Annotated in this window: 11 protein-coding genes; 1 reads left to right on the top strand and 10 read right to left on the bottom strand. The window is 42.1% G+C overall.

Translation table 11 applies throughout. The features are described from left to right. Window positions 1-2: 2 nt before the first annotated feature. The 6 genes from ABLT31_RS31365 to ABLT31_RS31340 form a co-directional block, all read right to left on the bottom strand. Window positions 3-971, bottom strand: coding sequence for an ABC transporter substrate-binding protein (locus tag ABLT31_RS31365; protein WP_367759136.1), 969 nt, complete (start codon window positions 969-971; stop codon window positions 3-5). Between the two features lie 300 nt (window positions 972-1,271). Continuing rightward, on the bottom strand, window positions 1,272-2,042 hold the full coding sequence (locus ABLT31_RS31360) for a DeoR/GlpR family DNA-binding transcription regulator (protein ID WP_367759134.1): 771 nt from the start codon (window positions 2,040-2,042) through the stop codon (window positions 1,272-1,274). A gap of 204 nt (window positions 2,043-2,246) precedes the next feature. Further along, window positions 2,247-2,447 (bottom strand): hypothetical protein, encoded by a 201-nt coding sequence (locus tag ABLT31_RS31355; protein WP_367759132.1) that lies wholly within the window; start codon window positions 2,445-2,447, stop codon window positions 2,247-2,249. 12 nt (window positions 2,448-2,459) lie between these two features. Then, window positions 2,460-3,779 carry a glycoside hydrolase family 68 protein gene (locus ABLT31_RS31350; RefSeq protein ID WP_367759130.1) on the bottom strand — a complete coding sequence of 440 codons (1,320 nt, stop codon included), beginning with the start codon at window positions 3,777-3,779 and terminating at the stop codon, window positions 2,460-2,462. A gap of 100 nt (window positions 3,780-3,879) precedes the next feature. After that, complete coding sequence (locus ABLT31_RS31345) at window positions 3,880-5,247, bottom strand: glycoside hydrolase family 68 protein (protein ID WP_367759128.1); 1,368 nt, start codon at window positions 5,245-5,247, stop codon at window positions 3,880-3,882. Window positions 5,248-5,359: 112 nt separating this feature from the next. Then, a complete protein-coding gene (locus ABLT31_RS31340; protein WP_367759126.1) occupies window positions 5,360-6,832 on the bottom strand; it encodes a glycoside hydrolase family 68 protein in 1,473 nt (490 codons plus the stop codon). 157 nt (window positions 6,833-6,989) lie between these two features. Between ABLT31_RS31340 and ABLT31_RS31335 the strand changes: the two genes are divergently transcribed. Continuing rightward, window positions 6,990-7,310, top strand: coding sequence for a ZIP family metal transporter (locus ABLT31_RS31335; protein ID WP_367759124.1), 321 nt, complete (start codon window positions 6,990-6,992; stop codon window positions 7,308-7,310). A gap of 51 nt (window positions 7,311-7,361) precedes the next feature. Here ABLT31_RS31335 and ABLT31_RS31330 read toward each other — a convergent pair whose 3' ends face one another. The 4 genes from ABLT31_RS31330 to ABLT31_RS31315 all read right to left on the bottom strand — a co-directional run bounded on the left by ABLT31_RS31330 (window position 7,362) and on the right by ABLT31_RS31315 (window position 10,698). After that, the gene (locus tag ABLT31_RS31330) at window positions 7,362-8,318 is read right to left on the bottom strand and encodes a metal ABC transporter substrate-binding protein (RefSeq protein WP_367759122.1); all 957 of its coding nucleotides are present in this window, start codon (window positions 8,316-8,318) and stop codon (window positions 7,362-7,364) included. 2 nt (window positions 8,319-8,320) lie between these two features. Continuing rightward, a complete protein-coding gene (locus ABLT31_RS31325; RefSeq protein WP_367759120.1) occupies window positions 8,321-9,208 on the bottom strand; it encodes a metal ABC transporter permease in 888 nt (295 codons plus the stop codon). Beyond that, a complete protein-coding gene (locus ABLT31_RS31320) occupies window positions 9,208-9,951 on the bottom strand; it encodes a metal ABC transporter ATP-binding protein (protein WP_367759118.1) in 744 nt (247 codons plus the stop codon). Before ABLT31_RS31320 ends, ABLT31_RS31325 begins: the two co-directional genes overlap by 1 nt. Window positions 9,952-10,533: 582 nt before the next feature. Further along, a complete protein-coding gene (locus ABLT31_RS31315; RefSeq protein WP_367759116.1) occupies window positions 10,534-10,698 on the bottom strand; it encodes a hypothetical protein in 165 nt (54 codons plus the stop codon). Window positions 10,699-12,028: the final 1,330 nt, after the last annotated feature.

Below are 12,028 nucleotides of genomic sequence, written 5' to 3'. Positions count from 1 at the left end.
TCTTACCAGCCTTTATAGCTGCCTACTGAATCTTGTGTCACAAGTTCTACAGGCACTTTAATTTCAGATTCCACTTTCTCTCCTTTGATCATCTTCATGCCAATGTCAACCGCCTGCTTTACAATCTCATCGGGATGTTGAGCTGACGTAGCAACAAAACTCTTGTTCCTTTTAAGCTCTTCTATGGCTTCCGGAGCGCCGTCCACTCCAAGGATAAAGAATTCATGATCTCGCTTTGCCTGTTCTGCAGCAATTTGTACGCCCAGTGCTTCCGGATCATTAATAGCAAATACGGCGTCTATTTTTCCAGAAGGATTTGCTTGTAAAATATTTTCCATAACCGTTAATGCTTTTTCTCTGTTTCCTTCCCCATTTTGCTTTGCTGCCACCTTAATCTCTGATCCTTTAATGGCATCTTCGAAACCCTTGATGCGGTCCGTTACAGCCGTTACTGGCGGTCCGTCGATGATCACAATGTTGCCTTTATTTTGTAAACGCTTCAAAAGATATTCACCGGTAAGCTTTCCTGCTAAATAATTATCAGAAGATACTGTAGCATCTACTCCACCTTCAGCACCTACGTCCACTGCAATAACGGGAATACCCGCAGCTTTCGCCTGTACTACAGCTGCCGCAATGCCTTTGGAGTCTACTGCATTTAATAGAATCATATCTACCTTTTTGGTGATAAAATCCTCAACTTGCGCCGTTTGCTTCGCTAAATCATAGTCAGCGCTTACAACAATCACTTCGCCTCCTATTTCTTTGGCAGCTTCTTCAGCTCCCTTTGCCATCGAGACAAAGAACGGATTGCTAAGCGTACCCACTGTTAAACCAATTTTTATTTTCTTATCTTTAGAATCAGCTTCGGTTGTTCCAACCGTACTGTTTCCTCCACTACTGCAAGCTGCTGTTGCAAGCATCAGTAAAGTCATAACAAGCCCAACTGCCATTCGGAATGCTTTTTTCATTTTTGTTCCTCCCTGTCTTATTTTGTCTTTTGGCCACTCTCTCCGCCTTCTTTTGGCTACCACCTCCCCACTTGTGCGCTTTTTTGAATCATGGTTGTCTCCTCGATTGATGTTTTAACCAAAAATAATCATAATTTCTCACGATTTATTGGTTAACTATGAAAAATTATGATTATTTTTGATTATATATGATGATTCTGAAAATAACAATAATATTTTTAGATAATTTTACCAAAACATAAAAAACCACATGAAAGTCCATCCTTTCATGTGGCGTCACCCCAAAAACAAAGATATCATCTATGCATTCACTAGATACACATCAATCCCGGCTTCCTCCAGCTTTCTCACAAACGATTTAGGAGTATTTGCATCCATAATACACTTGTCTATCTTATCAATTTCGGCAAATTTCGCAAAGGTGGTTTTTTCTGCTTTGCTGTGGTCTGCCAGCAAGATGACTTCCTTTGACCTCTCAATCATCTTCCTTTTCGTTGCAGCTTCCAGGAGATTCGGCGTCGTCAGCCCTCCTTCTACTTCAATTCCGTTTGTCGCAATAAAAGCTTTATCCACTTTTATCATCGACAGCGCAGCCTCGGCAATAGGACCGACCAGCGCACACGTTTCTTTTCGCACATTTCCTCCCACGATCACTACCTCAATTCCCGGTACATCCTGTAGCTCCTGGGCAAAAACGGGTGAATTGGTTACGACAGTCAACCTGGAAAAGGCATGCAACTCCTTCGCCAGTTGAAATGTGGTCGTTCCGGAATCAAGTATAATCGTATCTCCCTCTTTAATAAATTCCATTGCTTTTTTCGCTATGGCTTTCTTCTCTTCCTGAAATTTGTCCTCTTTCTCATTAAAGCTAGGTTCAAAGTTGACGTTTTGGAGAGAAATAGCTCCGCCATGCGTCCTTCGCAACAATTTTTCATCCTCTAATTCTTTTAAGTCCCTGCGTATAGTAGACCCAGATACCTTGAGATATTCAATTAAATCCGGAACGGAAGCTCTCATATTTTCTCGAATGTACTCCATGATTTTCCTTTTCCTCTCTTCGGCATATAACATGAAATGTTGCACCTCTGTATCCTATATTTTCATTCCACCGAATCCGATGAAAATGTTTTCAATACACACATTTCAAGTATAATGCATAATTAAAAGGTTTTGTTTACATAATTTGTGCCTATTAAAATGAAAATAGCTGTCGCGGTTACTTGACAGCCTGAAGATAGCACCAAACTATTATCTCTTTAGTCATCTTCTTCTCCTTTAATAGCTGTATCCAACCTCCATACTCTTCATCGAGCGTACGAATGGCTCTCCATCCATTAAAATTTTTCTTTTCCCCCTACTAAGGGCAAAAGCTTTTCCGCAATTTCCTTCGAATTGATCTTGTCTATCTTCCGTTCCTCCTTGCCCTTGCAGGGTATCGTGAAGAATAAAGACGCCCAGCAGCATACTGAACGTCAAAAAGCCCCATCCTTATTTGAATACACCCTGTTTCTTTTCATGGACAATCTTTGTTTGGTCACCGGTAATCGAAAGCTTTAATGATGGCGCAAGCATGCCCCCGAAATGTTCCCTTTCATAGTCCGGGGATTGTTCGCCAATTTCATGGATGCTTTTCCCTTCCACATTCACATAGTTCACAAAGCTTATGACCGTACCGTTAGACATGACCATCCAAGAATAGGCTTGGTAGGGATTGTCTTTGGGGTTGGCAATCACCAGTCCGCTGCCGTTAAGCGGCTTATAGCCTCCAATTAAGGATTCGGATGCAAAACCATATAAACCTTCCGGTGCATCAAGACCCGGTGCAAACTTTTCGTGATGTGTCTTTGTAAAAAGATAATAACGATTTCCTTTAACCATCATGCTTGGGCGCTCAAGCTCTTCATTGACGCAGTTAGCTTCCAGCACCGGAGGCAGAATTTCAAATTCCGTGAGACTATCATTGACAGCTCTAGCCATCCCTATACTTCCATTATAGGACTTTGCCTCCCCCATCAGATCGGAACCGGGATTCTCCTGCCGGCAAGTCCTTTCTCCTAAAGATCCGGCGGAATTGGCTTCAAATAAAATGTACTCCTCTCCCGTCTTGGGATCTTGGAAAAAGTATGGATCACGGAAGGCGTAAGAAAATTCCCCTTGGTTTGCTTGCTCCTGTGTTTGATAGTATTGGCCATCCGGCTCAAGGATAATTTTATGATCAGACCAATTGGTAAAGGCAACGGAAGAGTTGGTGGTCATGATATCAGCCGTTGCTGTAGCTAAACGCTGTTCATAAGTCAGGCGATTTTCATTTTTTCGTCCAGTTGCCGTGTAGAAGATATGGAATTTCCCATCTTTATCCACCATCGCCGAACCTGCCCATTGCCTGGATCCTAACCGTTGGCCATCGTTGAATAAAAGCCCCCCAAGCTTCCAGCTCTTTCCGTCCTTGGAATAAAAATAACGGATCTCAGCCGTATCGTGTCGCTTCCCCGGAATGACATCGCTTGGGACAGTGAGAGCAAATATGATTTTATAACCGTTGACAACTGCAGGATGTCCGTTGCGGTCCTGCAGCGGCCAGGTATCCCAAACATGATACTCCGGCGTCATTTCTTCAAGATCTTCCATATGAATGACGGGCGCAGTATTGCTTTCATTCAAGTCCATTTGTTTTACAGCTTCACGGGACCAGTTGAATACCGTTGCCGTTTCTTGTGCAAAAACGCCTGAACCTGCGGTGGCGGTTGCCATCGCAGAAAATCCGATAGCGGCTGCCGAAAGGCATTTTAAGGTTTCTTTCCATTTCATAGCTCTGTCTCCCATCATTTCGAAAAGGGCATGGTCAACCGGCCACTTCCGATTGACCATGTCTATTTATTCGGAGGAAAAACTTTTCATAAGAGTGGTTTTACTGTTTAATCGTTCCTGGATCCAGCTCGTTTTCCACTTTTGTGCGGTCACCTTTAATGGACAGTTTCACCGTCGGTGCCAGGGTGCCTCCAAAATGGCTCATCTGGTATTCCGGAGTCTGGTTTCCGACGTCACCGATGGACATGTTCCCCAGATCGCCGAAATGGGCGAAGCCGACGACATTCAAATTAGGGAGAACCAGCCAAGAATAGGCTTGGTATGGATTCTCCGGAGGATTGGCCAGAACCAGTCCGCTTCCGTTCAGGGGTTTGTATCCGCCGAATAGCGAGTCGGAAACGAAACCATATAAACCTTCCGGCCCGTTTAGACCCTCCGCGTATTTATTGATGTGGCTGTCAGTAAACAGGTAGTACTTTTTATCTTTCACCACAATATGCGGACGCTCGAGTTCTTCGTTTACGAAATTCGCTTCCAGAAGAGGAGGGAGAAGTTTGATTTTCGAGAAATCGCCTCCTTCCACCTCCGCAATGCCGATGTTGCCGTTAGCGTGGACGGCACCTTGGGGCACGTTATGCTGCGCAGCGAATTCAGGGCTTCCGACATAATCCGGTTTCAGCATGCGGTCGGTAACGGCGCCACCGGAGTTCCCTTCGAACAGCAGATATTCTTTCCCCGATTTCGGGTCTTTGAACCACATCGGATCACGGAAGGCGTAACCTCCCCCTTCGTCCTGCTGAGCTTGTTCCTTGGTCTGATAGTATTTTCCGTCCGGTTCCAAAAGAATGCGGTGATCGCCCCAGTTTTCGAAGCGAACCCCATTGCTGTCGGCGACGATCTCACCCGTGGCCATGGCCAACCGCTGCTCGTAGGTCAAGCGCTCTTCTCCTTTGTGCCCCGTTGCAGTGTAGAACGCATGAATTTTGCCGTTGTCCGTCATAGCAGACCCGGCCCATTGGCGGGAACCTAACGCGGATCCTGCCGGGAACAACTCTCCGCCCAAACTCCAGTCTTTGCCGTTTTTCGAATAAAAGTAACGGATGGTCGCAATATCGTGGACTTTGCCCGGCAACACGTCGTCCGGAGCGGAAAGCGCAAAAATCACTTTCCAGCCTTTGATCGAAGCGATGTTCCCATCACGGTCGGTCAGTGGCCACGTATCCCAAATGTGATAATCAGTAGCCAATTTCTCCAGTTTGCTGATGTCGGTGTAAGGCAAGGTATTGTCTTGATTCAGCTCGATGTTTGAAGCCTGTTCGCGTGTCCAGTTCACGGTGTGATCCCCGTCTTGGGCTTGTACCGGCAGCGCTGTGAAGCTGGAAGCGGCAATGCTGGCTGCCAATGCAAGGGCGGACCATGCTTTCTTGTTTTTGCGGATCATTTTATTGCTCCTTTCGATGTTCATCATTTTTTACGGAATAAGAAAGTATAAACTTCACTGATTCATCATCCTTATTCTGCATGAAAAGCTTCCTCTAAAGGCGGTCTGGCTACCCTGAAATGCTTCGAAGAAGCTTTTCTTACCGATTTGGGCCAAATGGCTTAATTTCACCATTTCTTTGCTCTTTAATAATTTCCGATTTATCGCCATCCAAGGATAATTTCAGCGTTGCCGCGAAAGTACCGCCGAATTGAACTTGGCCGTTTTCATCCTTCGGTTCGTTAATGAAGCTGATCACCTGTTGGTTCGGAAGCACCATCCAGGAATACGCTTGATAGGGGTTTTCTTTTGGATTTCCGATAACCAGACCACTTTCGTTCATAGGCTCGTACTCGCTTCGCAGACCCTTGCCAACAAAACCGTACACGCCGTCAGGACCGGTTAAGCCAGGAGCATAGGTAAAGGTATGGCTGATCGTGAACAGGTAATAGTCATCGCCATTTACCACTACGTGCGGCCGCTCCAGCTGATGGTTGGCCCCCACTGATTCAAGAAGCGGCGGCAGAAGCTTCAGCTTGGTAATGTCATGGTCAAGCACTTCTGCAATACCGATATTTCCATTGTACAAATGCGCACCTTCCGGAACGCTATGGGTTTTGCGGTAATCTTCGTCCCCGATATTTTCGGGTTTCAAATGACTTCTATCGCTTCCGGCCTGGCCTTCAAAAATAATGTACTCTTTGCCGGTATTCGGATCTTGGAAGAAGAACGGATCGCGGAACGCCGTGATGATGTTGCCATTCCAGTTTTCAATCGTTTCGTAATATTTACCGTCGGCCTCAAGGATAATTTGGTGCGGCCCTTCGTTGGTCAAGCTTACTCCGCTTTTATCGGCGGTGATGTCAAATGTAGTCTTAGCGATTCGCTGCTCAGCCCTTTGAACCCAGCCGTTGTTATCCCAGTTGCTTTTATCGCCGGTTGCCGTATAGAACAAATGAACTTTGCCCTTCTCGTCCAACATCGCTGTTCCGGCCCACTGCATATGGCCTAATGCTTTATCATAGTTATAAGGAATCCCGGCATAAGTCCAGTCTTTTCCGTTTTTCGAGTAGAACATGCCGATTCTGGCCTCCGTATGGCGGTCATTCCAACCGATAGAGCGCGGAGCGACCAATGCGAAGGCTATTTTGTACCCGTTAACGATGGCAAGGGAACCATCTCTGTTTTGAAGCGGCCAGGTGTCCCAAACCCATTGGTCCGGTGCGACCAGATTGAAGTCCATATCAACCGGCGGAGCTGTAGTCTCTTCGGTGAGAGTAACCTTCTCCGCTTGCTGACGGGACCAGATGGCGGTGTAATCATCAGCCACATTCGCTGCAAACCCCGGGAAGGCTGCAAAGCAGTTGGCTGCCAATGCTGTGGTGATCGCCAGTTTTTTAAACTTGGATTTACTAGTTTTACTCATCATTTTAAATCCTCCTTTTAATGTTTGTAGGAAGTGCCTCAACAGGTAATTGGAAGAACACAAATAAAAAAGACCTAAAATGCATAAGGAGGTGTACAGAAAAAAGTACACTTTTCCCTTAAAGCATTTTAGGTCTTGCCTGCTCATTACCAGTCACAATCCCTACATTATTCTCTTTTCACCATCATTCTAGTTTTTTCGACCAAAAAATTCAATAGTAGTATATACCCTTTAATTGAGGTGGAAAAGAGGGCTTTTATCCCAGACATAATCCATTTTTACCTTTATTGATTATACATTTGCGATGTGGAAGCTTGTTGACCGAGTGATTTCTCTAAATACTAAGAATCACTATATTAAAAGTGGAATGATAATGGCGACAGGAATAGGCTTGCACAACTTCCCAACTGGATTTGCTTTTGGAGTAAGTTCAGATCTTTTGGCTAACTCTATGCTTATAACAATGATCTTACATACTATATCTGAGGGAATCGTAATCTTTGTTCCCTTATTTGCTGCCGCTTATAGTGCTCGAATCATTCTACCTCACCCAGCTACAAGAATATTGTATAAAGAACTTCTAACCCTTCCTATTTATCCAATTATTAATAACAAAATAGCTTAAAAAAGCAGGAACAAAAGAAGTTAGGGTTTCCCCTAACTCCATTCTTCTTATTTATTCATATTTTTGCAAATTATCCACAATTACATTGATGTTAGATTCCATCATTTTAATATAAGTGTCCCCGTCTTCGCCTGGTTTTCCTAAAGAATCAGTAAACAGTACGCCGCCGATTGGAACCCCAGTTTCCTTAGATACCATCTCCATACTCCTTGGGTCGATACTCGTTTCTACGAATAAAACAGGCACTTGTTTTGATTGAATGAGTTGAACAACTTGTAGAACTTGTTGTGGTGTCCCTTGATTTTCATCATTGATTTCCCAAATGTAGCCCGCTTCAAAATCATAGGCATCACTAAAATATTTAAAAGCCCCTTCACTGGTAATTAAATACCGTTTTTCCTTTGGAATCTCATTAAATTGGTCTAATGCCCTTTGGTGAAGTTCTTTTAGTTGCTGAATGTAATTCTCTGCATTTTTATTATACTCCTCAGCATGTTCTGGATCTACTTTTACCAAGGCATCTCTAGTATTCTGTGCATATTTAATCCCATTTCGAATATCAAGCCAAGCATGAGGATCTTCTTCCCCTTCTTTTCCTTTAGTGGTCAAGTATTTAGGTTCTACTCCTTGACTTAAACGAAAAACAGGTGCATCTTTACCCGATTTCCCTGCGGTGAGCATGAGCTTTTCAAACCAAGAATTCCCTGCCTCAAGATTCAACCCATTATAAAACACAACATCTGCATCCGTTGTTTTTTGTACATCTTCAGGAAGAGGATCGTATTCATGGGGATTTGAACCAATAGGTGCAAGACTATGGATTTCAACTCGATCACCTCCGATGTTCTTGACAATATCGTAAAGAATCGAATAGGTGGTGACTACTTTTACCTTTTCGTGTTGCACAGCTTCGGGCTTGGCATCCGTTTTGGATACCTCATCGGCTCCACATCCACTCAGTAACAATAAGGTAAATAAACTCAAAACTATCAATTTTACTTTGTTCATGATTAATTCTCCTTTAAAATTACTTTTGGTTTATTAGCTAACGATTTCTTTTTTCTCCTGACCTTCAAAGTACGCCACAATAGCCCATGTTTAGGTGAGAAGGCAAAAGTCAGCAGAAACATAAAAGTTGCAATTAAAACAATCGTGGCTCCTGAAGGCAAATTATAAGTGAAACTGAAATACAACCCAATTACAGACGACACGATTCCGAATCCTGCAGCAAGGTAAAGCATAATCCACAAACGGTCAGTTAGTAAATATGCTGTAGCTGCTGGAGTGATAAGCATAGCAACCACTAGAACAATACCGACGGTTTGTAATGAAGCAACCGTTACCATCGTAAGTAGTGTCATCAAAAAATAATGAATCCATTTGTTCGGTAAACCGTAAGCAGCGGACATCGTTGAGTCAAATGATGTAATTAACAGCTCTTTGTAGAATAAATAAATGGTAGTAAGGACAAAGACCCCTATTCCAAGTGTAATCCACATATCAGATGGACGAACAGCGAGTACATTCCCAAACAAAATGTGATAAAGGTCCGTACTGCTTTTCATAAAGGTAATCAAAACGATTCCTAACGCAAAAGCTGCTGTGAACATAATTCCAATCGCAATATCATTTTTGATTCTACTGTTTTGACTGACAAAACCTATTCCAATAGCCGTTAATACACCTGTGAAAACCGCACCAACAAAAAAGTTAATTCCTAGTACGTAAGAGATCGCAACACCTGGTAAAACCGCGTGAGAAATTGCATCCCCCATCAGTGCCATACCTCTTAAAATAATGAAACATCCGATAACCCCGCAAATGATTCCCACCATAATCGAGGTCATTAGAGCTTTTTGCAAAAAATCATATTGGATCACAGCATCAATGAAGGACATTAGACCTTTACCTCCATTTCTTTTAAAAAGGGAAACTGACTGTTATACGCTTTTGACAATACTTCTGACCGAAATATTTTTTCTACCTCACCAATACCAATCAGCTCTTTATTGAGTACAATTAATTCATCAAAATAGTCCCTTGCCTTACTTAAATCATGGTGCACAACCATTACCGTATGACCTAGATCACGCAGTTCTCTTAAAATCTTAATAATCGTTTCTTCACTGGAAACATCGATACCAACAAACGGTTCATCCAAAAAGAAGATGTCTGCTTGTTGAGCTAGTGCTCTCGCCACAAACACTCTTTGTTGTTGCCCTCCCGAAAGTTCCCCAATTTGACGATTTGTGTATTCTTCCATTCCAACCTTTTTTAAGCACTCAAGAGCTAATTCTTTTTCTTTCTTTTTTGGTCGTCTGAACAGACCTAAATTTGGATAGGTTCCAAGCAACACGGTATCAAGGACGGTAATCGGGAAATCCCAATCTATATTACTTCGTTGAGGAACATAAGCAATATGCTTCCTAACTTGGTTTATCATCTTTCCATTAATTTTTATTTCTCCCTTATCTCTTGGAATCAGTTCCAGTAGAGCTTTAATAAGTGTTGATTTTCCTGCTCCATTGGGTCCAATAATACCAACAAGTTTACCTGGAGAAACTGAAAAGCTTATATTTTGTATCGCGTCATTTCCATAGTAAGAAACATTTAAGTCGTTGACTGTGATAGCTGATACCATAAAAATGTCACCTCTCCCATAATCTTTGTCCAACCGCCAGAAAGTTTACCTAAGGAAACATTTAAGGTAAAAAAAATCAATTGTTGAATCTTTTCAATGTTACTTTCCCCACATCATATGCTCGGTTGCTCAAAAAGTTTCCTTTGGTCAACATTTTAACCGCTGTCCAAATTAAAGTCAATTAGAAACAACAAAAAAACCAAGTACTGTTGACCGATGACTTTTTCTATAATTTTGTTTTCCATCTCCTGGTTATGCTTCTTCTTATTTGCTGACAAAAAAAGTTTTTTTAAACTCTCTCTAACATGCTATCTAGCCATGTATTTGGCTTCCACATCAGATATGCTAACAAATGTTTATCCATTGTGGGAATATCCTGCTCCAACAAAAACACATGTATTTTTTAGACATGTATTACATGACATTGGGATCTACCCAGTGGTTACATATCTTTTCCTGCAAACACTTCCCAAACAACAGCTTATTTAAGGTAATCCTCCATATGTTTTATTGGTCACTCCTAGCCAATTCTATAGAGTGGATAAATCTTCGTTTCCCCTGATTTTATTTTTATTATGCTTATCAGGGCGTGGGGTGATGGATGTCTACGCGATCGGTAATTAATCTGATCTCTTCAGCTTTGCGTTCTAAACGTTTTTGTCCTTCTTTTAATGTTTGAATATCTTTTTTAATAGGCTTTAACTCTTCTTGAAGGATTGTTCGAAGTAATTCAGGCAAATTCTCCATAATTCGGCACTCCAATCGTTGTTAACATATCTAGGGTTAAATAGGTAGAGGTGGACTAATAGTTTTATTTTTTTAGACAAGGGGTTAAAGCATGGGGGGAAATGGGGTACAAAGTTACATCGTGGATGAGGGTTGTAGAAAAGCAACCATGTCGTCTCGGTGTATTGTTATGTTGGGAATCGTTTGATTAGGTAAAATGGAGGAATTTATTAATTAATATCCGGATCACAAATGAGGGATTTTCCGAAGGGGTAGAAGTATTCGAGTTGAGTAGATCGCACGGTTTGAACATCAGTTACGATGATGAGGGAAAAAAATGATTTATGATAGTCAATGCAAGTAGCATGTATTTCACCTTTACTTCACAGCTAGTATAGCAAAGTTTTTTAGCTTTGTAAACAAAATTTGTTAACTTTTTTGACTCCTGAGTACAATTCAATCTAGTCAGATCTAAGTGAAAATTTGTTTTGATGATGATAAATGATAGATCATCATCAATCTTTTTAATATCTTAATTATATGATCTAATAATAATAATATAGTTATTCTATCCTAGAAGAAGATAGCTCTCCCAACAGGGTAAACCTCTCCTATTTCAGAACCAGTTCTCTCCCGGCTCAGGACCGGACTAGTTCTATTTCAGAACCGGTTCTCTCTCTGCTCAGAACTAGACTAGTCCTATTTCAGGACCCGATCTCTCCCAGCTCAGAACCGGACAAGTCCTATTTCAGAACCAGTTCTCTCAGCTTAGAACCAGACTAGTCCTATATTAGACCCGGTTCTCTCCCAGCTCAGACCGGACTAGTTCTATTTCAGAACCCTATCTCTCCCGGCACAGAACCGGACTGGTTCTATTTCAGAACCCTATCTCTCCCAGCTCAGAACTGGACTAGTCCTATTTCAGGACCGGTTCTCACCTGGAACCACCTTTTGACCTGTTTTGTTTGAAAACTGGTTCCGTAGGAATACTGGGTCTCTCCCGGGACAGGACAGATCTTGTCCTGTTTTAAGACCAGGTCTAACTCGGAACCACCTTTATCTTAGTTACTCCTTAGATTTGCTGTTTTCTAATTCCGAAAAAGTCATAAAATTGTCAGAAATACTTCAGAGAAAATTCGTATTTGCAACGAAAAAATCAAGGTCTCTTCTTTTACCGAGAAAAACCTTTGAGCACAAAAAAATGCACCTATTCTTTATTGATGACTAGTACAACATCATCACCAAAAGAATAAATGCATTTTTCAATAACCCCGAATTTAATTTACACATTATTAATTAATCCCGAATTTCGAAAGTAACCTGATATCAATCTAATGAAAAAAGTGCCCAG

Source organism: Ammoniphilus soli (assembly GCF_040813775.1).
This window is presented reverse-complemented; position numbering and strand designations above follow the sequence as displayed.

Excerpts from the sequence above, each read along its gene's own strand:
- ABLT31_RS31335 (WP_367759124.1), top strand. The coding sequence starts at position 6,990 with ATGTGGAAGCTTGTTGACCGAGTGATTTCTCTAAATACTAAGAATCAC.
- ABLT31_RS31350 (WP_367759130.1), bottom strand. The coding sequence starts at position 3,779 with ATGAAATGGAAAGAAACCTTAAAATGCCTTTCGGCAGCCGCTATCGGA.
- ABLT31_RS31365 (WP_367759136.1), bottom strand. The coding sequence starts at position 971 with ATGAAAAAAGCATTCCGAATGGCAGTTGGGCTTGTTATGACTTTACTG.
- ABLT31_RS31320 (WP_367759118.1), bottom strand. The coding sequence starts at position 9,951 with ATGGTATCAGCTATCACAGTCAACGACTTAAATGTTTCTTACTATGGA.
- ABLT31_RS31330 (WP_367759122.1), bottom strand. The coding sequence starts at position 8,318 with ATGAACAAAGTAAAATTGATAGTTTTGAGTTTATTTACCTTATTGTTA.
- ABLT31_RS31325 (WP_367759120.1), bottom strand. The coding sequence starts at position 9,208 with ATGTCCTTCATTGATGCTGTGATCCAATATGATTTTTTGCAAAAAGCT.
- ABLT31_RS31340 (WP_367759126.1), bottom strand. The coding sequence starts at position 6,832 with ATGAGCAGGCAAGACCTAAAATGCTTTAAGGGAAAAGTGTACTTTTTT.
- ABLT31_RS31360 (WP_367759134.1), bottom strand. The coding sequence starts at position 2,042 with ATGTTATATGCCGAAGAGAGGAAAAGGAAAATCATGGAGTACATTCGA.
- ABLT31_RS31345 (WP_367759128.1), bottom strand. The coding sequence starts at position 5,247 with ATGATGAACATCGAAAGGAGCAATAAAATGATCCGCAAAAACAAGAAA.
- ABLT31_RS31315 (WP_367759116.1), bottom strand. The coding sequence starts at position 10,698 with ATGGAGAATTTGCCTGAATTACTTCGAACAATCCTTCAAGAAGAGTTA.